Annotated in this window: 13 protein-coding genes and 1 pseudogene; 6 read left to right on the forward strand and 8 right to left on the reverse strand. The window is 67.4% G+C overall.

Translation table 11 applies throughout. From position 1 onward, the window contains the following. Positions 1-641 precede the first annotated feature (641 nt). Together EKL94_RS18030 and EKL94_RS18035 are read right to left on the reverse strand one after the other, a co-directional pair. The gene (locus tag EKL94_RS18030) at positions 642-3,803 is read right to left on the reverse strand and encodes an efflux RND transporter permease subunit (RefSeq protein WP_126930107.1); all 3,162 of its coding nucleotides are present in this window, start codon (positions 3,801-3,803) and stop codon (positions 642-644) included. A 4-nt stretch (positions 3,804-3,807) separates the two neighbouring features. Then, positions 3,808-4,938: an efflux RND transporter periplasmic adaptor subunit gene (locus EKL94_RS18035; RefSeq protein WP_126930108.1), complete on the reverse strand. Its 1,131-nt coding sequence runs from the start codon at positions 4,936-4,938 to the stop codon at positions 3,808-3,810. 119 nt (positions 4,939-5,057) lie between these two features. Between EKL94_RS18035 and EKL94_RS18040 the strand changes: the two genes are divergently transcribed. The 3 genes from EKL94_RS18040 to EKL94_RS18050 all read left to right on the forward strand — a co-directional run bounded on the left by EKL94_RS18040 (position 5,058) and on the right by EKL94_RS18050 (position 7,897). Next, positions 5,058-5,738, forward strand: a complete 681-nt coding sequence (locus tag EKL94_RS18040; RefSeq protein ID WP_126930109.1) for a TetR/AcrR family transcriptional regulator — start codon at positions 5,058-5,060, stop codon at positions 5,736-5,738. A gap of 136 nt (positions 5,739-5,874) precedes the next feature. Then, on the forward strand, positions 5,875-6,522 hold the full coding sequence (locus EKL94_RS18045; RefSeq protein WP_049398378.1) for a protein-L-isoaspartate O-methyltransferase family protein: 648 nt from the start codon (positions 5,875-5,877) through the stop codon (positions 6,520-6,522). A 16-nt stretch (positions 6,523-6,538) separates the two neighbouring features. Next, positions 6,539-7,897 (forward strand): TolC family outer membrane protein, encoded by a 1,359-nt coding sequence (locus EKL94_RS18050; RefSeq protein ID WP_126930110.1) that lies wholly within the window; start codon positions 6,539-6,541, stop codon positions 7,895-7,897. A gap of 70 nt (positions 7,898-7,967) precedes the next feature. Here the strand turns inward: EKL94_RS18050 and EKL94_RS18055 are convergent, their stop codons facing one another. Continuing rightward, complete coding sequence (locus EKL94_RS18055; RefSeq protein WP_126930111.1) at positions 7,968-9,188, reverse strand: amino acid transporter; 1,221 nt, start codon at positions 9,186-9,188, stop codon at positions 7,968-7,970. A 228-nt stretch (positions 9,189-9,416) separates the two neighbouring features. Continuing rightward, on the reverse strand, positions 9,417-10,715 hold the full coding sequence (waaA, locus tag EKL94_RS18060) for a lipid IV(A) 3-deoxy-D-manno-octulosonic acid transferase (RefSeq protein WP_010480795.1): 1,299 nt from the start codon (positions 10,713-10,715) through the stop codon (positions 9,417-9,419). Positions 10,716-10,775: 60 nt separating this feature from the next. Here waaA and EKL94_RS18065 point away from each other — a divergent pair, with 60 nt between their 5' ends. Continuing rightward, the gene (locus tag EKL94_RS18065) at positions 10,776-11,693 is read left to right on the forward strand and encodes an LpxL/LpxP family Kdo(2)-lipid IV(A) lauroyl/palmitoleoyl acyltransferase (protein ID WP_126930112.1); all 918 of its coding nucleotides are present in this window, start codon (positions 10,776-10,778) and stop codon (positions 11,691-11,693) included. Positions 11,694-11,735: 42 nt separating this feature from the next. Here the strand turns inward: EKL94_RS18065 and EKL94_RS18070 are convergent. The 4 genes and pseudogenes from EKL94_RS18070 to EKL94_RS18085 all read right to left on the reverse strand — a co-directional run bounded on the left by EKL94_RS18070 (position 11,736) and on the right by EKL94_RS18085 (position 14,961). Continuing rightward, positions 11,736-12,184, reverse strand: a pseudogene (locus EKL94_RS18070) (REP-associated tyrosine transposase). Positions 12,185-12,320: 136 nt separating this feature from the next. Then, entirely contained in the window at positions 12,321-13,652 is a 1,332-nt protein-coding gene (locus EKL94_RS18075) for an O-antigen ligase family protein (RefSeq protein ID WP_126930113.1), read from the reverse strand. After that, positions 13,633-14,748: a glycosyltransferase gene (locus EKL94_RS18080; RefSeq protein ID WP_126930114.1), complete on the reverse strand. Its 1,116-nt coding sequence runs from the start codon at positions 14,746-14,748 to the stop codon at positions 13,633-13,635. The genes EKL94_RS18075 and EKL94_RS18080 overlap by 20 nt, the downstream gene beginning before the upstream one ends. Before the next feature lie 15 nt (positions 14,749-14,763). After that, complete coding sequence (locus tag EKL94_RS18085) at positions 14,764-14,961, reverse strand: zinc-finger domain-containing protein (RefSeq protein WP_005410967.1); 198 nt, start codon at positions 14,959-14,961, stop codon at positions 14,764-14,766. 421 nt (positions 14,962-15,382) lie between these two features. Between EKL94_RS18085 and EKL94_RS18090 the strand changes: the two genes are divergently transcribed. Then, a complete protein-coding gene (locus EKL94_RS18090) occupies positions 15,383-18,733 on the forward strand; it encodes a GH92 family glycosyl hydrolase (protein WP_126930115.1) in 3,351 nt (1,116 codons plus the stop codon). Beyond that, complete coding sequence (locus tag EKL94_RS18095) at positions 18,730-19,473, forward strand: basic secretory protein-like protein (protein ID WP_126930116.1); 744 nt, start codon at positions 18,730-18,732, stop codon at positions 19,471-19,473. The genes EKL94_RS18090 and EKL94_RS18095 overlap by 4 nt, the downstream gene beginning before the upstream one ends. Positions 19,474-19,605 lie beyond the last annotated feature (132 nt).

The raw sequence follows: 19,605 nt of genomic DNA on the forward strand, positions 1-19,605 counted from the left end.
GGCAGAGACCAGCTGCGGTAGATCCACGCCATGCGTGGATGCATGCCGAAGTGCCAACCAAGGTTGGCACCTACCAGGGCAAAGACCAGCTCCAGTAGATCCACGCCATGCGTGGATGCATGCCGCAATGCCAACCAAGGTTGGCATCTACCAGGGCAGAGACCAGCTGCGGTAGATCCACGCCATGCGTGGATGCATGCCGAAGTGCCAACCAAGGTTGGCACCTACCAGGGCAAAGACCAGCTCCAGTAGATCCACGCCATGCGTGGATGCATGCCGCAGTGCCAACCAAGGTTGGCACCTACCAGGGCATAGACCAGCTGCGGTAGATCCACGCCATGCGTGGATGCATGCCGAAGTGCCAACCAAGGTTGGCACCTACCAGAGCAAAGACCTGCTCCAGTAGATCCACGCCATGCGTGGATGCATGCGTCAGTGCCAACCAAGGTTGGCACCTACCAGGGCATAGACCAGCTGCGGTAGATCCACGCCATGCGCGGATGCATGCCGCAGTGCCAACCAAGGTTGGCACCTACCAGCGCAAAGACCTGCTCCAGTAGATCCACGCCATGCGTGGATGCATGCCGCAGTGCCAACCAAGGTTGGCACCTACCAGGGCGGTGGCCGCAGAACCCGGGGCATCACGCCCCGGATTCATCCGGCTTCACCCGGAACCACGCCGCGTACAGCGCCGGCAGGAACACCAGGGTCAGCACCGTGCCGACGATCAGGCCGCCCATGATCGAGATCGCCATCGAGCCATAGAACGCGCTGCGCGACAGCGGAATCATCGCCAGCACCGCCGCCAGCGCGGTCAGCACGATCGGGCGGAAACGGCGCACCGTGGCATCGATGATCGAATGCCAGCGGTCATGCCCGGCGTCGATGTCCTGCTGGATCTGGTCGATCAGGATCACCGAGTTGCGCATGATCATGCCAGCCAGTGCGATCGTGCCCAGCAACGCCACGAAGCCGAACGGCGCGCGGAACAGCAGCAGGAACAGGGTCGCACCGATGATGCCCAGCGGCGCGGTCACCAGCACCATCGCCGCACGCGAGAAGCTGCGCAGCTGCAGCATCAGCAGCGTCGCCACCACCACCAGGAACAGCGGCATGCCGGCCTTGATCGAGTTCTGGCCACGTGCCGAATCCTCCACGGTACCGCCGGTTTCCAGCAGGTAGCCGTTCGGCAGCTCGGCACGGATGCCGTCCAGCGTCGGCAGGATCTGATGCACCACGTCCAGCGGCTGCATGCCATCGCTGATGTCGGCACGCACGGTCACCGTCGGCAGGCGGTTGCGGTGCCAGATGATGCCGTCCTCGAAGCCATACTCCATCGTCGCCACCTGCGACAGCGTGATGCTGCCGCCGTTGGCGGTCGGCATCGACAGGCTGGACAGCAGCTCCAGCTGGTTGCGCTCATCGGCCGGGCCACGCAGCAGCATCTCGATCTGGCGGTTGCCTTCGCGGTACACGCTCACCGACTGCCCGGCCAGCGAACTGGACAGGAACTGGCTGACCTGCGCACTGCTCACGCCCAGCGCGCGGGCACGCTCCTGGTCGATCACCAGCCGCACTACCTTGCTCGGCTCGCTCCAGTCCAGGTTGACGTTCATCACGTGTGGGTTCTCACGCACCTTGGCTTCGACCTGGCGCGCGATCGCCTGCACCTTCTCGATGTGCTCGCCGGAAATGCGCATCTGCACCGGATAGCCGACCGGCGGGCCGTTCTCCAGGCGGGTCACGCGCATCTGCACGTCCGGGAACTTCGGAATCACCTCGTGCAGCAGCCAGTCACGGGTGCTTTCGCGCGATTTGATGTCCTTGGCCAGCACCACGAACTGGGCGAAGTTGGTCGCCGGCAGCTGCTGGTCCAGCGGCAGGTAGAAGCGCGGCGAACCGGTGCCCACGTAGGACACGTAGTTGGCGATGCCCTCGCGGCTGGACAGCAGCTTCTCCAGCTTCTCGGCCTGGGCCTGGGTCGAGCGCAGCGACGCGCCCTCGGCCAGCTCGATGTCCACCATCAGTTCCGGCCGGGTCGAATCCGGGAAGAACTGCTGCGGCACGAAGCGGAACATCATCAGCGAGAACACGAACAGGGCGATGGTCGCGGCAATCACCCACCAGCGGTGGCGCAGGCAGCCATCGAGGAAGCGACGGAAGCTGCGGTAGAACGGGCGCTGGTACGGATCGTGGTCGTGCCCGTGCTGCGGCGGCGCGATCAGATTGGCCAGCGCCGGATAACGGTCGGCCCACTGCTGGCGCTTGGCGTGCCAGCGCGCAGACAGGCTGCCCGGCTTCGGCGGCTGCGGATTGAACAGGTCCGGCAGCATCTTGTCGCCCAGGTACGGGATGAACAGCACCGCCGCGATCCACGACACCACCAGCGCGATGGTCACCACCTGGAACAGCGAACGGGTGTACTCACCCGTGCTCGATGCCGCGGTAGCGATCGGCAGGAAACCGGCCGCCGTGATCAGCGTACCGGTCAGCATCGGGAACGCAGTTGATTCCCAGGCGAAGCTGGCCGCGCGCAGGCGGTCGTAACCCTGCTCCATCTTGGTGGCCATCATCTCCACCGCGATGATCGCATCGTCCACCAGCAGGCCCAGCGCCAGCACCAGCGCACCCAGCGAGATCTTGTGCAGGCCGATGTCGAAGTAGTGCATGACGAAGAAGGTCATCGCCAGCACCAGCGGAATGGTCACGCCCACCACCAGGCCGGTTCGCAGGCCCAGCGAGAAGAAGCTGACCAGCAGCACGATCACCACCGCTTCGGTCAGCACCTGCACGAACTCGCCAACCGACTCCTCCACCGACTGCGGCTGGTCGGACACCTTGCGCAGCTGCATGCCGGCCGGCAGGGTCTTCTGCAGGCGCTCGAACTCGGCATCGAGGTTGGCGCCGAGCTTGAGGATGTCACCGCCATCCTTCATCGCCACCGCCAGACCGATGGCCTCTTCACCCATGAAGCGCATCTTCGGCGACGCCGGATCGGCGAAGCCACGTTTGATCTCGGCGATGTCGCCCAGGTGCACGGTGCGGTCGCCGGCGCGGATCGGGAACTGGCGGATCGCTTCGATGTCGTTGAACTGGCCGGTCACGCGCAGCTGCACGCGGTCGGTGGCGGTCTCGAAGAAGCTGGTGCCGGTGACCGCGTTCTGGTCGGCCAATGCCTGCTGCACCTGCTGCATCGACACGCCCAGCGTGGCCAGACGGGTGTTGGACAGCTCGATCCACACCTTCTCGTCCTGCAGGCCGACCAGGTCGATCTTGCCGACGTCGGGCACGCGCTGCAGTTCCAGCTGGATGCGGTCGGCGTAATCACGCATCACCGCATAGTCGAAGCCCTTGCCGGTCAACGCATAGATGTTGCCGTAGGTATCGCCGAACTCATCGTTGAAGAACGGACCGACGATTTCGCGCGGCAGCGTCGGGCGGATGTCGCCCACACGCTTGCGCACCTGGTACCAGAGGTCGGGGATCTGCTTGGACCGCAGGCTGTCGCGCGCCATGAAGATGATCTGCGACTCGCCCGGCCGCGAGTACGAGCGGATGAACTCGTACTCGCCGGTGTTCATCAGCGCCTTCTCGAGCGGCTCGGTCACCTGCCGCGAGACCTGTTCGGCGGTGGCACCCGGCCACAGCGTGCGCACCACCATCGCCTTGAAGGTGAACGGTGGGTCCTCGGACTGGCCCAGATGCTTGTACGACCACGCACCGATCAGCGCGAACGCCAGCATCGCGAACAGCACCAGGGGGCGGTTGGCCAGCGCCCACTCGGAGAGATTGAAGCGGCGCACCGGCTTACTCCTTGGCCTTGGCGGCAGCGGCCGGCGCGGCCGGCTTCAGCACCGGGCGGTTCTGCCGGTCCACGGCGATCACCGGCTGGCCGGCCCGCAGCAGGTGGCCACCGGCGGCAACCACCCAGTCACCCGCGTTCACGCCGGACAGCACCGGCACGGTCTCGCTGCCAAACGCACCGGTGGTGACCGCTGCGGCCTTCAGCGTGCTGTTGGCCGGATCGACCAGCCACACGCTGGCGGTACCGTTGGCACCGCGCTGCAGCGCGCCCAGCGGCAGCTGCAGGGTGCCGTGGCGGCCGGCACTGCTGTAGACCCGCGCACTCTGGCCCAGCTCGACATCGGCCAAGGCATCGGCCGCCAGGCTGACCCGGGTTGCATAGGTGCGTGCCTGCGGATCGGCAGCGGCAGCGATCTCGCGGATCGCGCCCGGCAGGCGCTGGCCCGGGCGGTTCCACAGCTCCACCTCCACCGGCTGGCCGACCGCGTAGTCGCGGATGGTGGCTTCAGGCAGGTCGATCAGCACTTCGCGGCCACCGTCGGCGGCCAGGTTGAAAATGGTCTGTCCGGCGGACACCACCTGCCCGGCCTCGGCCTCGCGGCTGGCGATCACGCCATCAGTGGGTGCGCGCAGCTGCGCGTAGTCGGCCTGGTTGCGCAGCACATCGAGGTTGGCGCGGGCGGCGTTGGCCTGGCCCTGCGCCGCCTTGAAGGCGGCGGACTGCTGGTCCAGCTGCGAACGGCTGACCAGTTGCTGGTCGGCCAGCACCTGGTAGCGCTTGAGGTCGTCGCGCGCACGCACCAGATCGGCTTCAGCCGCGGCCAGCTGCGCCTGCGAAGCGCGGGCCTGCAGTGCGAAGTCGGCTGCATCCAGCTCGGCCAGCACGTCGCCCTTCTTCACCCGCTGACCGGCATCGACATGGCGCTTGACCAGGTTGCCACCAACGCGGAACGACAGCGGGCTTTCCTGCCGGGCACGCACCGTGCCCGGGAACGCCGCCGGAGCCTGCCCGGCCTGTTCGCCAGGGTGAACCACCAGTACCGGTACGGCCGCCTGTGGCGCCTGTTCCTGTCCCGAACAGGCTGCCAGCGCAGCCACCCACACCATACCGCCCATCCAGCGCACGATCTTCATCGGTCAACGTCCTGAAAACGCAGGGTTGCAACTAAGGGGGGAGCCGCGACTACCGGCCCAATTTAATAAACCGGCCGGTATAGTATAAATATCGAACCGCTTGGTCTAGTATTGTCGCGATGAGTTCTCCCACTTCCCGCAAGCCGTCGGCCAAGCCCGCTGCCAAGGCCGCCGGACCCGGGCGTCCCAAGGACCTCGGCAAGCGCGCGGCGATCCTTGAAGCAGCCAAGGCACTGTTCATCGAACAGGGCTATACCGGCGTGAGCATGGACACCATCGCTGCTCAGGCGGGCGTCTCGAAGCTGACTGTGTACAGCCACTTCGGCGACAAGGAGACCCTGTTCTCCGAGGCCGTGCAGTCAAAATGCATTGAAATGCTGCCCGACGCGCTGTTCGTGGCCGACGCGGACGGCCCATTGCGCGACCAGCTGATCGGCATCGGCCTGGCCTTCTTCGAGCTGATCACCTCCGACGCGGCGATCTCGATCCAGCGCATGATGATGGCGCCGGAGACCGACGAACGCCTGCGCGAGCTGTTCTGGCAGGCCGGCCCGGAACGTACCTGCGAGGCCCTGGCCGATTTCCTGCGCGCGCGCGGCGAACGCGGCGAGCTGCACATCCCCGACTATTACCTGGCCGGCCAGCAGTTCCTGACCCTGGTGAAGGGCGAAGTGCACATGCATATGATGTGCGGCATGCCACTGTCACCGGTGGAGTGCGACCCTCTTGCCCATGTGACCGCCAGCATCGACTTCTTCCTGCGCGCCTATGCGCCGCGAGGGGCCGGGACGGCTGAATAACCAAAACTGAACGAACCGGAGGTCGCGATGACTTCCGGCACTGCGACCCCGGCCACCCGGCAGCTGATGCTCTGGGCGCGCCGCCGGCCTCCGGCACCGGTAAAATGGCCGGCCCACTGCGCTGGATTTGAACCTCATGACGATTGATTACGCCCACGCCCGCGAACTGATGGTGGAACAGCAGATCCGTCCCTGGGACGTGCTGGACATCAAGGTGCTCGACGTCCTGGCCCGCCTGCCGCGCGAGGCCTTTGTCGCCGATGCACACCGGGCACTGGCCTACGCCGATGTCGAACTGCCGATCGGCCATGGCCAGAAGATGATGAAGCCGGTCATCGAGGGCCGTACCCTGCAGGCACTGGATCTGCAGCCGGGTGACGAAGTGCTGGAAATCGGCACCGGCAGCGGCTTCCTGGCAGCCTGCATCGGCGCGCTGGCGCGCGACGTGCTGAGCCTGGAGATCGACCCGGAACTGGCCGCCGCCGCGCGTGCCCGCCTGGACGCTTCCGGCCTGGGCACCAACGTCCGCGTGGAAGTGGCTGACGCCCTGTCCTGGCAGACCGAACGCCGCTTTGACGTGATCTGTGTCACTGGTGCGGTCGACGTGGTGCCGTCACAGTTCGCCTCGTGGCTGCGTCCGGGTGGTCGCCTGTTCGTGATCCACGGCCGCTCGCCGGCGATGGAGGCCCTGCTGGTCAAGGCCGACGGCAGCACCGAGTCCCTGTTCGAGACCGATATTGATTACCTGCGCGGTGCCGCCCCGGCACCCCAGTTCCACCTCTGAGTCCAAGGAAGCCGCAATGATCCGCCGATCCCTCGCTGTTGCGCTGGCCACTGCCCTGCTGCCGTTGTCCGCCCATGCCGCCGACCTGCTGCAGGTCTACGAGATGGCGCGCAACGGCGATCCGCAGCTGTCCGCCGCCGAATCGACCCGGCTGGTCGACAAGGAAGGCGCCGTGCAGGCGCGCGCCGCTCTGCTGCCGCAGATCGACGGTACTGCCACGCTGAACCGCTCGCGCAGCGAAGCTGACCATGATGCCAACTCCGGCACGATCACCAGCAAGCGCCGCAACTACACGATCAATGGCAGCCAGACGCTGTTCAACTGGACCCAGATCAACAACCTGCGCTCGCAGCGTGAGCTGAGCAAGGCGGCGGACTTCACCCTCGATTCGGCCAACGACAGCCTGATCGTGCGCACCTCGGCGGCCTACTTCAACGTGCTGGTGGCGATCGAATCGCTGAACGCCGCACAGACCAATGAAGCGGCTGCGAAGAAGCAGTTCGACTTCGCCGACAAGCGCCTGGAAGTGGGCCTGGCGCCGATCACCGACGTGCACGAAGCACGCGCCCAGTACGACCAGGCGCGCGCCAACACCATCGTCGCGCAGAACACCCTGGCCGATAACTACCAGGCCCTGACCGAATTGACCGGCCAGCCGGTGGTGAACCTGCGTGGCCTGCCGTCGGACTTCCGCCCGGAAGTGCCGGCCAACCGCGGCAACATCGATGAACTGGTGCACCAGGCCACCGGGCAGAACCCGGCGCTGAAGGCCCAGGAACTGAAGGTCAGTGCCGCCGAAGCCGGCGTGCAGGCCGCCCGTGGTGGCCACTACCCCACCCTGTCGCTGGGCGGCAGCTGGGGCAAGAGCGCCACCTGGGGTGACAGCACCGGTGCCGGCTCGCTGTCGCCGGACGCGCGCACCAACAGCATCGGCCTGACCCTGAGCGTGCCGATCTTCGCTGGCGGTGCCACCCAGTCGAATGTGCGCCAGGCACTGGCCCAGCGTGACATCGCCCAGGACGGCTACGAGCAGCAGAAGCGTGCCCTGGACCGCAACACCCGCAATGCCTACCAGACCCTGGTGCAGGGCATCAGCGAAGTGGAAGCCCGCCGCCTGGCGGTGGTCTCGGCGCAGAGTGCGTACGACGCGTCGCAGGTTGGCCTGGAAGTCGGTACCCGTACCGTGCTGGACGTGATCCAGAACCAGCGCATCCTGTTCTCGGCGCAGCTGGACTACGCCCAGGCGCGCTACACCTTCCTGCAGAACCGCCTGCTGCTGAGCCAGTCGCTGGGTGCGCTGGACGTGGCTGAACTGCAGGACGTGAACCGCCTGCTGACGCAGGACGCGGGCAACCCGTCGACGACCACGCACTGATTCGTCGCCCTGCCGGTAACGAAGAAGCCACCCGCGAGGGTGGCTTTTTTGTGGGTAGCGCGTGCGGCCGTCAGCCCGGCCACGCGCCTGCCCGCTCCACTGCGGCCAGCACGCACAGCGCCGTGGCCAGGGGCGCAAGCACCATCGCAGCACCCGGCATCGGCGCACGTACACGCAGCGCCGCCATGCACAAGGCCGCCATCACCAGCAGGGTTGCCGGTCCTGGCAGCACCGGCAATGCGCCGACCGGCGCTGCCAACGCCAGCAACGCCGCCGCCAGCACCACGGTGACCGGTATCAGTCGCGTCCGGAACCCAGGCGCTTCATCACCGGCCACAGGCCAGAGCTGCGCTGCCAGAAGTGCGGCCAGCGACAACAGCACCAGCAGCAGTGCTGCCAGCCCGGCCATGCCCGCCAGCGGCAGCAAGGGCAGCAGCCACTGCAACTGCGGATGGCCCTGCAATGCCACCGACAACGGCCGCGTACTGGCCAATGCCGGGAATTCGACCAGGCCGGCCTGCAATGCGGCCAGCACGATCAGCAGCAGCATCGCCAGCAGCAGCGCGGCCGCCAGCAGCCAGGGGGATCGTGCATGCGCCTGCGCGCCACGTCCGGGAAATCCCAGCGCCAGCCCCACACTGGCAAACACCCCCAGCAGGGGCACGCTTGCCGCCAACACCCCACCGGGGCCGAATCGATAGGGCGCGGTAGCATCCGGCAACCACGGAATCCAGTTCGCGTAGTGCACGTGGCGAACCGCCAGCGCCAACAGCAACAACCCGACACCGGTCTTCACCGTCAACAGCACGCAGACCGTCAGCGCGATGCGACGCGGAGGCAGCAGCACGAACGCACCCAGCACCAGCAGACTGCTGACGGCCATCATCGGATCCGGCAGTGCGCTGCCGGTTTCAATACCGCGACTGGCAAACACCGCGCGCGCGTGGCCGGCCATGGACTGCGCCACGCCCGCGCTGGTCATCACCAGTTCCAGCAGCAGTGCAGCACCCAGCAGGCGCGCGGCTGCCGTGCCCCAAGCGGCCCGCAGCAGGCCGTGCAGGCCATCGGCTGCGGGCCGCTGCTGGTTCAGCACGTGCAGGCAATACAGCATCGGCGCCGTGCCCAGTGCGGCCAGCAGCAGACTCAGCACGATGGCCGGGCCCGCCTGGGCGGCAGTGTACTGGCCAACCAGCGCGATCACGCTGCCACCCAGCAGCAGGGTCAATGCCACCATCGCGAAGTGATCCATTCCCAGCAGCGCGTGCCGGCCACGGCGGTTGTCGCTGTCCATCGCAAGCCCTCTTGAATCCGCACAAGCGCGGTCGACAGGAGGCTGGCAGCCTGCGCCAGGGGGCGGTATCAGAATCCGTACTGTGCGCACCGCGATGTGACCACAAACACGTTCGCAGCCACGCATCCGGTCCTGCTGCGACAGGAATCCGGCTGCTAAGCAGAATTGATGCAGTCGATCACGTCAGTCGGCCGCTTAGCGTCCGACCTGCCGGTGTTGCTGCCCGGCTCAGCTGCGCGGTGGCGGCAGATGTGGCGCAACCAGCGCCAGCGTGCGCTGCAGGGCACCACGGCCATTGCTGACCAGCGTGCAACCGGCACGGGCCATGTCCTCGCGCGCCTGTGCATCGCCCAGCAGGTGCTGCAGCAGGTCACCCACCGCCTGCACGTCCTCGCCGATCAGCAACGCACCGGCCTCACGCATGCGCCGTGAGATCTCGGCGAAGTTGTGCAGGTGCGGACCGGTCACAGCGGCAGTGCCCATCGCCGCCGGTTCCAGCAGATTGTGGCCACCGATCGGCTGCAGGCTGCCGCCGACGAAGGCGACCTGCGCGCAGGCATAGAACGGCATCAGCTCGCCCAGGGTGTCGATGACGAATACATCCGTGCCGGCCTCGGGCCATTGCTTCGCGCGACGGGTCGCCACGTTCCAGCCCTGCTCGCGCGCCAGCGCCTCCACCTTCGGGAAGCGCTCAGGGTGCCGCGGCGCCCACAGCAACAACAGGTCGGGGTGCTGCTGGCGCAAGCGCCGATGCAGGTCGATCACCGCCTGCTCCTCACCATCGTGGGTACTGGCCGCGATCCACACCGGGCGCCCGGCGGGCACGCAGGCATGGAACTGCTCGACGAAACCCTGCACATCCGGCGTGGCGATATCGAACTTGAGGTTGCCCAGCGCCTGCACCTGTTCCCGTGCAGCACCCAGCTGCACGAAGCGCTCGGCGTCGTCCTGCGACTGCGCGGCCACGCAGGTGACCGTGCGCAGCGCACGGCGGATCAGCGCCGCCAGCACCCGGTAACCGCGCAGCGAACGCGCTGACAGGCGGGCGTTGAGGATATAGACCGGAATGCGGCGGTCGCGGCAGCCGAACAGCATGTTCGGCCACAGCTCGGTTTCCAGGATCAGCGCCAGGCTGGGCTGGAAGTGGCCGAGGAAGCGGTTGACGCTGCCCGGTACGTCGTACGGCAGATAGACGTGGTCCAGCGCGTCTCCCCACAGCGCGCGCACGCGCTCCGAACCGGTCGGGGTGATGGTGGTGATGACCCAGCGGATGTCCGGACGCTGCTGGCGCAGGGCATTCACCAGCGGCGCGGCGGCATTGACCTCGCCCACCGAGACCGCGTGCAGCCAGACCCGCGGCTGGCCGGTCGGCTGCGGATACGAGGCATAGCGCTCGTCCCAGCGCCGGAAGTATTCACGGACCCGGAAACCACGCCAGACCAGGTGGTACACGGTGATCGGCAGCAGGATGTAGAGCACGGCGGAGTACAGGCCGCGCAGGATCCATTCGACAGGGTCTTTACGCATGCGGCAAGGATACGGGAGCCCCCCGGGAAAGACACGCAGCCGGGTTGGTAGAATGGCGCCATGTCCGATGCCACCACCGCCGTCCGCCCGTCGCTGCGCGATCCCCGCAACTGGCCGATGTTCGCCGCCATGCTCGGCGCCTTCGCCATCGCCCGCCTGCCGTGGATGCTGCAGCGTGCGCTCGGCCGTGGCGTCGGCTGGATCAGCTGGCGCCTGCTCGGCAGCCGCCGACGCGCCGCCGAGGTCAACCTGAAGTTGTGCTTCCCGGAGAAGGACGAAGCCTGGCGCCAGCGCCTGGTGCGCGACAGCTTCGACGCGCTGGGCGTGGGTGTGCTCGAGTGCATCCGCGCCTGGTGGGGCAGCATCGACCGCATCCGCCCACAGGTGAAGATCGAAGGCCTCGAGCATCTGCGGCAGATGCAGGCCGAAGGCCGCGGCGTGCTGCTGGTGTCCGGCCACTTCATGACCCTGGAGATGTGCGGCCGCCTGCTGTGCGACTACGTCGATCTTTCAGGCATGTACCGCAAGCACAAGAACCCGGTGTACGAGTGGGCGGTGAAGTTCGGCCGCCTGCGCTATGCCAAGGCGATGTTCGCCAACGAGGACATCCGCGCGACCGTGCGCCACCTGAAGAAGGGCGGCTTCCTCTGGTATGCGCCGGACCAGGACATGCGTGGCAAGGACACCGTGTTCGTGCCGTTCTTCGGCCATACCGCATCCACCATTACCGCCACCCACCAGCTGGCGCGGATGACCGGCTGCGCGGTGATTCCATACTTCCACCGCCGCGAGGGCGGGAAGTACTTCCTGAAGATCGGCGCACCGCTGGAAAACTTCCCCAGCGAGGATGTGGAAGCCGATACCACGCGGGTCAACCAGGCCATCGAAGAGATGGTGCGCGAGGCCCCCGACCAGTACCTGTGGATCCACCGCCGTTTCAAGCGCCAGCCGGGCGGGCGGAGCGATTTTTACAAGTAGATCCACGCCATGCGCGGATGCTCTTCGATCCCGTGCCGGGATTCACAACGGCCAGCGGCACCAGGCGTACGGGTACTCCCCCACCACGCAGCCAAGCCCGCACGGACCGGATTGGCCAGGATGTACATCGCCTTCTCATGAAGTGATTCGTCGGTCCGCACTGCATGGTCGTGATAGCCGTGCTGCCACAGCGCGCCCTGCCGCTCCAGCCGCCGGTTCAGCAACCTGCTGCTGCGTGACTTCAGAAGGGACATGCACTCGGCCAAGGTTCCACTGCGCAGTTCCATCAGCCAGTGCAGATGGTCGGGCATCACCGCCCAGGCGAGACTGTGGCTGAAGCCCCTGCGCTCGACGAAGCGCAGGGTGTCGATCAGGATCGCCACGTTCGCCGCATCGGCGAATAACGGTTCACGGCCAAGGGTTGCCGTGGTCAATGAGTACACGTTGCCGGATCGGGAACATCGACCGTAGCGGAGTCGTGGGCTGGCCATGCCTCCAGCGTGCGATACGCATGGAAACACCGGTAGTGGTGGTTTACCGGTGTTTGCGTCGGGAAAGCTCCATCCACGCATGGCGTGGATCTACTGATCGACTCCATGGTTGATCCCTACCATGCGCGATGCGCGGTCACTTCACCGGCGGGGAATCTTCCGCGTCCCGGGCCAACAGGCTGCCGGCGAACAATGCGGCCAACAGCACGGTCAGCCCCCCCCAGAACGCGGAATAGAACGCCAGGTGCGTGTTGAGCGGGAACACGGTGACCGCCAGCGCCAGCATCGCCGGGCGGGCCCGGTCACGCGCGGCCACCGGTGCATAGCGCCAGGCCCGCCAGGCCTGGGCCACGGCAGCCAACCACAGCAGCAGGCCGAGCACGCCGGTTTCCGCCAGGATCTCCAGCACGATCTGATGCGCATGCAACGCCGGGGCATCGCCCCACACCGCCGGTTCCTCGCCAGACACGCAGGCCGGATAGGCATCGCGGAAGCCGCGCGCACCGACGCCATTGAGCGGATGTTCCTCGATCATGCAGGCTGCGGCGTCCCAGATCCGCGCACGCCCTGACAGTGCCTCGTCGACACCGCGTTCGCTTCCATCCCAGACCAATGCCGTTCGCGCGAAGCGTTCGCGCAACTGCGGCACGCTGGCGGTCAGCGTGCCCGCTCCGAGGACGGCGACCAGCGCCAGCAGCACCAACCGCTTCCAGCCGAACTGGCGCACACCGCTGTAGGCCAGCACCAGCGCGAAGGTGATCCATGACGCGCGCGAGCCGGCCAGCAGCAGCACGCAGCCCAGCGCCGCCGCGGCCAGGACCCACCCCGGATTGCCGAAGCGGCGCGCCAGCGGCAGCAACAGGAACGGTGAGAGGCTGGCCAGGACCTGGCCGAACTTCAGGTTGCACGGCCCCAGTGCGCCACTGAGGCGATCAACCAGCGCCGCCTCACCGGCCGGGCACAACGCGTGACCACTTACTGCAAACTTCAGCTGCTCGAGCGACCAGAACCACGGACTGGTACCGGCCACTGCCTGCACCAGCGCATCCAGGGTCCATGCGCCGGTGATCAGCGCCAGGCCGCCGAAGGTCAGCCGCCGCCGTTCCGGCGTGGCCACCGCGATCGCGACAAGCCACATGAAGGGCAGGTAGCGCAGGCCGGCGGCCGCCTTCGTCCACGACGCTGCCGGATCGATCGCATCAAACGCCGAGAACGCCTGCGGCAGCCAATAGCCAAGGAACAGGATCGAGGTCAGCGCCCAGGCTGCCGTGCTCAACAGGTGCGGGCGGCGCTGCAGGCGGCGCATGACCATGCGCGCGGCGGCGTACAGCGCGCCAAGCCCAAGCACGGTTTCAGCGATGCCCGGCAACGGCCACAGCGCCACGTACGCCAGCACCCACCACGGCGCCCAGCGCCCGGCGCGGTCCTCGCGCACGAGGGTTGCGGGGTCAGCCGGCGAGGTCGGCATAGAGGCGGAGGGTATCGCGCTGCATGGCCAGCAGGGTAAACGGGATGCGGGTCGGCAAGGACGGCGGCTGCGCCAGCAGGGCCAGCGCACGTTCACCCAGTGCGCGTGCATCCCCCAACGGCACTGCGCCAGTGGGCTGCAGCTGCCGAAGCAGTTCGCCGACGCCACCATGATCCCAGCCCAGCACCGGGCGGCCGACCGACAGCGCCTCGACCACGGTACGGCCGAATGCTTCGGGCTTGTCCGACAGCTGCAGCACCAGATCGCTGGCCGCATAGGCCTGGGCGATGCGCGCGGTCGGCGTACTGATCTGCACGGCGTCGGCCACGCCCAAAGCAGCGGCCTGTCGGCGCAGGTCGGCCACGTAGGCTTCACGGCCCGGTTCATCGGTACCCAGCATCCACAGCTGAGCCGGCACGCCGGCCGCGCGTACATCCGCCAGCAGCTGCAGCGCATGAGCATGCCCCTTCAGCCGGGTGCCGCGCCCCGGCAGCAGCAGCAGCGGACCCTCAACCTGCGCCAGCCAGGGGTAGTCGGCCGCCAGCGCCAGTCGTGGGCGGCGATCGGCGCGGGCCACGCGCGGAAACTGTGCGACATCGACGCCGCGCGGAATTACCTGCAGCTTCGCTTCGGGAACCGTCGGATAGTGCCGCTGCACATAGTCGCGAACGCTGTTGGACACGCAGATCACGCGTTCACCGCTGGTCATCACCGCGCTGTAGCGACTGGGCGAATTCAATCCGTGCACGGTGGTCACCCAGTGCGGGCGCTGTGCGGCGGGCATGGCACGGATCGCGTACAGGCCCAGCCAGGCCGGCAGCCGCGAACGGGCATGCACGATGTCCGCGCCAACTTCAGCGAACAGGCGGCGCAGGGTCGGCAGGTGGCGCAGGGTCAGCAGCGACTTGCGGCCGATGTCGAGGGTGAGGTGCTCGGCACCGCTATCGAGCAGCGGCTGCACCAGGCGGCCACCGGCGGAGACCACCAGCGCACGATGGCCGGCAGCGACCAGGGCCGCAGCGATTTCCAGGGTCGAGCGCTCGACACCGCCGGAGTGCAGCGCCGGCAGCAACTGCACCACGGTCAATCGGCGCATCGAAGGGGCGGCCGCTTAGTCGGCCAGCACGAACACGGAACCGCAGTACGGGCACTGCGCTTCGCCATTGGGCTCGTCTTCGATCGGCAGGTACACGCGCGGATGCGAGTTCCACAGCGCCATTTCCGGGGTCGGGCAGCTCAGCGGCAGATCGCTGCGGTGCACGGTGTAGCGCTTCTCGGCGTTGGCGGGCGCGGTGGCGGTATGGCTCATGGCGGATGTCGATGAACGGGTTGCGAGGCCTGTGATTCTAGCATCTGGGCCGCCCCGACATTGCGCCGCAACGGGTCTTTGGGCGTACCGGGCCGAATCCCTGCGACCTTGCATGCCGCCTCGGGATGAGGTGCCGGTGGGAATTCCCGACCGATCCTGCAGGTTCACCCCAGGAAACCATCGACAACGATATTTCCCGCATTTGGATCGAACTAAATGGCACTTGTCAGGTTGCCACGGCTGTTGCAGGATCGGTCCAGGTCGTGAACCGGCCTGCCCCAATCCGACCCGATCGCATGGCCCGCCCCCACCGGACCGGCATCGCCTCTTCCACTGCCATCCCGGCGGGCGGAGCGATGCTGTCCGTGGTGTCCGCCGATGCGGGTTCTGCCCGCCGCCTGCCCTTCCGGGAGACCCTTGCATGACCCTGTCCGATCCACGCCGCGCCCTGCTTCCGCTCGCCCTGGCCCTGGCCTGTGCGACTACCGCGATGCCGGTGCTGGCACAGGGACTGCAGACCTCGTTCGAGCCCGGCGAACCTGCCCCGTCGCAGGCCGCGGGTGCACTGCAGGTCACGATCGGCAACGGCCCTGCGGCGCCTTACGCCGCCAAGCGCAATGCGGGCTACAGCGGCCTGCATGCACTGCGCTACAGCAGCGAAGGCGGCAGCGCGCGGCGCGAGTTGTTCAAGACCGACCTGCCGATCGAGGCCGATACCACCCTGTCGTGGCTGGTGCTGCCGGAGATCGTCGGCAAGGACACCGTGGCCTCGACCTATGTATCACTGGACCTGCTGCTGGACGATGGCAGCCGCGTTTCGGCCAGCGCTGCGCGTGACCAGCATGGGGTGGCCCTCGGCGCACGTGCGCAGGGCGCGTCGAAGACGCTGTATCCGCAGCAGTGGGCGCGCAAGGCAGTGCGGCTGGGCGACGTGCCCGCGCTGAAGGGCCGCCGCGTGGTCGCGATCGAACTGGACGTGGCCAGTGCCGACGGTGCGCCGGTCTCCGGCTGGATCGACGACGTGCACCTGGACACAGTACCGAGGCAGCAGCCGACACGCGCCTCCGACTGGGTGCTGACCACCCGTGGCACCCAGGCCAACGGCACCTTCTCGCGCGGCAACAATTTTCCGGCCACCGCGATACCGCACGGCTTCAACTTCTGGACCCCGGTGACCGATGCCGGCGCACTGAACTGGCTGTACCGCTGGAACGAACAGAACGACGCACAGAACCGCCCGCAGCTGCAGGCACTTGCGCTGAGCCATCAGCCCAGCCCGTGGATGGGCGACCGCCAGACCTTCCAGGTGATGCCATCGGCCAGCCGTGGCGTGCCGGAGGCCGACCGCCGCAAGCGCGCGCTGTCGTTCGATCGCAGCCATGAAAGCGCGCGCCCGTATCGCTACGACGTGCGCTTCGACAACGACATCGCCGCCGCCATCGCGCCGACCGATCATGCTGCGCTGTTCCGCTTCGATTTCCCCGAGGGCGGCGACGCCAACCTGCTGTTCGACAATGTCGATGCACGCGGTGGCCTGACTCTGGACGCCGCCACGCAGACGCTGTCCGGCTACACCGACACGCGCAGCGGCCTGTCCAACGGCGCCAGCCGCATGTACGTGGTGGCCAGCTTCGACAAGCCGTGGCGCAGCAGTGGGCGCCTCAACACCGGCCGCCCGACCGGTTACATCAAGTTCGATGCCGGCAGCGACCGGCGGGTGACCATGCGCATCGCGACCTCGTTGATCTCGGTGGAGCAGGCGCGGCACAACCTGGCACTGGAAATCGCTGCGGCCGACACGCTGGAAAGCGTGGCCGGCCGTGCGCAGGATGCATGGGACGCACGCCTGGCCCGCTTCGACATCGGCGATGCCAGCGACGACCAGAAGACCACGCTGTATTCCAGCCTGTACCGGCTGTTCCTGTACCCGAACTCCGGCCATGAAAACGTGGGCAGCGCCGCCGCACCGGAGTGGCGCTACGCCAACCAGGCCAGCGCCAGCGCCAGCGATGACAACACCGAGGGCAGCGCGACCCGCAGCTATGCCGCCGTGCGCGACGGCAAGGTATTCGTCAACAACGGCTTCTGGGACACCTTCCGCACCACCTGGCCGGCCTATGCGTTGTTCACGCCCGACGATGCCGGCCAGCTGGTGCAGGGCTTCATCGAGCAGTACCGCGCCGGCGGCTGGATCGCGCGCTGGTCGTCACCGGGTTACGCCGACCTGATGGTCGGTACCAGCTCGGACGTGGCATTTGCAGATGCATGGCTGAAAGGCATCGGCGGCTTCGATCCGGCCGAGGCCTACGCCGCCGCGCTGAAGAACGCGACCGTGGTACCGCCCGACCGCCACGTCGGCCGCAAGGGCATGGACCGTTCGACCTTCCGTGGCTATGCCAGCGCCGACGTGCACGAGGGCATGTCGTGGACGATGGAAGGCGCACTCAATGACTTCGGCATCGCCAACATGGCCGATGCGCTGGCCAAGCGCGCGGCCATGCCGGCCGCACGTGAGCGCTACAGCACCGAGGCCGACTACTTCCGCCATCGCGCCGCCAGTTACGCGACGATGTTCGATCCGGCCGCCGGCTTCTTCCAGGGCCGTCGTGCCGATGGTCGCTGGCGCGTGGACGCCAAGGCCTACGACCCGCGCGTGTGGGGCCACGACTACACCGAATCCAATGGCTGGACCTTCGCCTTCACCGCCGCCCACGATGGCGAGGGCCTGGCGGCGCTGTATGGTGGCCGCGAAAAGCTGGCGGCGAAGCTGGATACCTTCTTCGCCACGCCGGAAACCGCGGACCCGGCACTGGCCGGTTCCTACGGCGGCACCATCCATGAAATGACCGAAGCACGCGATGTGCGCATGGGCATGTACGCGCACAGCAACCAGCCGGCGCACCACATCCCGTGGATGTACCTGTACGCCGGGCAGCCATGGAAGACCCAGCAGCATGTGCGCGAGATCCTGTCGCGGCTGTATGTGGGCAGTGAGATCGGCCAGGGCTACCCGGGCGATGAGGACAATGGCGAGACCTCGGCATGGTACGTACTGGCCTCGCTGGGCCTGTACCCGCTGCGCATGGGCGCCCCGGAGTACGTGATCGGCTCGCCGGCATTCGAGCATGCACGGGTGGAGCTGCAGGGTGGCGCGGTGCTGACCGTGAATGCGGCCAACAACTCGCGCGAGAACGTCTACGTGCAGTCGCTGAAGATCAACGGTACCCCGTGGACCAAGACCTGGGTGCCGCACGAGCTGATCGCCAAGGGCGCGACTCTCGACTTCGTGATGGGACCCCGTCCCTCGCGCTGGGGCAGTGGCGTGGATGATGTGCCGCGCTCGTTGACCGCGCGCGGCCAGCGACCGCAGCTGCTGCACGACCTGCTCGGCAGTGGCGCGAAGGCGACGTTGGCCGATGGCCGTGCCCTGCCCGCGCTGCTCGATGACGATGCCGGCACGACAGTGGGCCTGGGCGGCGGTGCAACCATCGCGCTGACCGGACTGGCCGAGGGCACCCCGACGATGTACACGCTGACCAGCGGTGACGGCCGCATCCTCGGCGGTGAGTGGACGCTGGAAGCACGCAACGGCAGCGGCAGCTGGGCCGCGCTCGACCAGCGCAGCGGCGAAGACTTCGAATCCGCCCGCCAGACCCGTCCGTTCCGCATCGCCAAACCCGGTCGCTACAGCGAGTACCGCCTGCGCCTGGCGGCACCGGCACGACTGCCGCTGGCGGAGATCGAACTGCTGGCGGCCGGCACCGTACAATGAGCGGCATGCGCTTCCGTCTTCTGCCTCTGACCCTTGTTGCCCTGTCCTTCTCAAGTTTCGGCCAGACCCAGGCGTTCGATACGCAGCTGACCCGCGACGGCGTGACGCTGAATTACCAGGACGCGCGTGGCGCGCTGGCCGCGCCGCAGCGCAAGCGCGTGATCGATACGTTCTTCTTCGCCTACCTGCGCGAACGCGCGGACTTCCATCCGGCCGCGCCGTCGATGGTGCGCATCGTGATCGATCCGGCCTACACCGGCATCGCCTTCGTCGGCGACAAGGACCAGGCAGCGACGATCACCATCAATCCGGGTTGGCTGGCGCAACACCCGAACGACATCGACCTGGTCACCCATGAGGCGATGCACATCGTGCAGGGGTATCCCGGCTACGGCGATGCACGGGTGCCAGGCTGGCTGGTGGAAGGCATCGCCGACTACGCGCGCGACCGCTACGGCATGGACAACACCGCCGCCGGCTGGGCATTGCCGGTCAAGGTCGAGAAGGGCCAGAACGTCGACAGCGGCTACCGGGTGACCGGTGCGTTCCTGAAATGGGCCGAGGCCGAGCATCCCGGCCTGGTGCTGGCCCTGGACAATGCCCTGCGCGGGGGGCGCTATACGCCAGCGCTGTGGCAGAAGCACACCGGCAAGGCACTGCCGGCGCTGTGGTCGCAGTACGCCAAGCCGCGTTCGGACACACCGCCGCCGGCGCCTGCGCGCCGCGGCAAGCGGCACTGAGCCCCCACGCACTGCACGTTCGCCGGGCATTGCGCGGCGCTACCGCATCGCGGCCTCAGCGCGACTGCACGAAGCCGGCGTAGAGCGCGAACAGCTGCTGGAAGTACCGCCGCGTCACTCGATTACGCATGA

The organism is Stenotrophomonas maltophilia (genome assembly GCF_003970865.1).
Classification (GTDB): Bacteria; Pseudomonadota; Gammaproteobacteria; order Xanthomonadales; family Xanthomonadaceae; genus Stenotrophomonas; species Stenotrophomonas maltophilia_AR.

Coding starts and splice junctions, on each gene's coding strand:
- EKL94_RS18035 (WP_126930108.1), bottom strand. CDS start 4,938: ATGAAGATCGTGCGCTGGATGGGCGGTATGGTGTGGGTGGCTGCGCTG.
- EKL94_RS18040 (WP_126930109.1), top strand. CDS start 5,058: ATGAGTTCTCCCACTTCCCGCAAGCCGTCGGCCAAGCCCGCTGCCAAG.
- EKL94_RS18045 (WP_049398378.1), top strand. CDS start 5,875: ATGACGATTGATTACGCCCACGCCCGCGAACTGATGGTGGAACAGCAG.
- EKL94_RS18050 (WP_126930110.1), top strand. CDS start 6,539: ATGATCCGCCGATCCCTCGCTGTTGCGCTGGCCACTGCCCTGCTGCCG.
- EKL94_RS18055 (WP_126930111.1), bottom strand. CDS start 9,188: ATGGACAGCGACAACCGCCGTGGCCGGCACGCGCTGCTGGGAATGGAT.
- waaA (WP_010480795.1), bottom strand. CDS start 10,715: ATGCGTAAAGACCCTGTCGAATGGATCCTGCGCGGCCTGTACTCCGCC.
- EKL94_RS18065 (WP_126930112.1), top strand. CDS start 10,776: ATGTCCGATGCCACCACCGCCGTCCGCCCGTCGCTGCGCGATCCCCGC.
- EKL94_RS18075 (WP_126930113.1), bottom strand. CDS start 13,652: ATGCCGACCTCGCCGGCTGACCCCGCAACCCTCGTGCGCGAGGACCGC.
- EKL94_RS18080 (WP_126930114.1), bottom strand. CDS start 14,748: ATGCGCCGATTGACCGTGGTGCAGTTGCTGCCGGCGCTGCACTCCGGC.
- EKL94_RS18085 (WP_005410967.1), bottom strand. CDS start 14,961: ATGAGCCATACCGCCACCGCGCCCGCCAACGCCGAGAAGCGCTACACC.
- EKL94_RS18090 (WP_126930115.1), top strand. CDS start 15,383: ATGACCCTGTCCGATCCACGCCGCGCCCTGCTTCCGCTCGCCCTGGCC.
- EKL94_RS18095 (WP_126930116.1), top strand. CDS start 18,730: ATGAGCGGCATGCGCTTCCGTCTTCTGCCTCTGACCCTTGTTGCCCTG.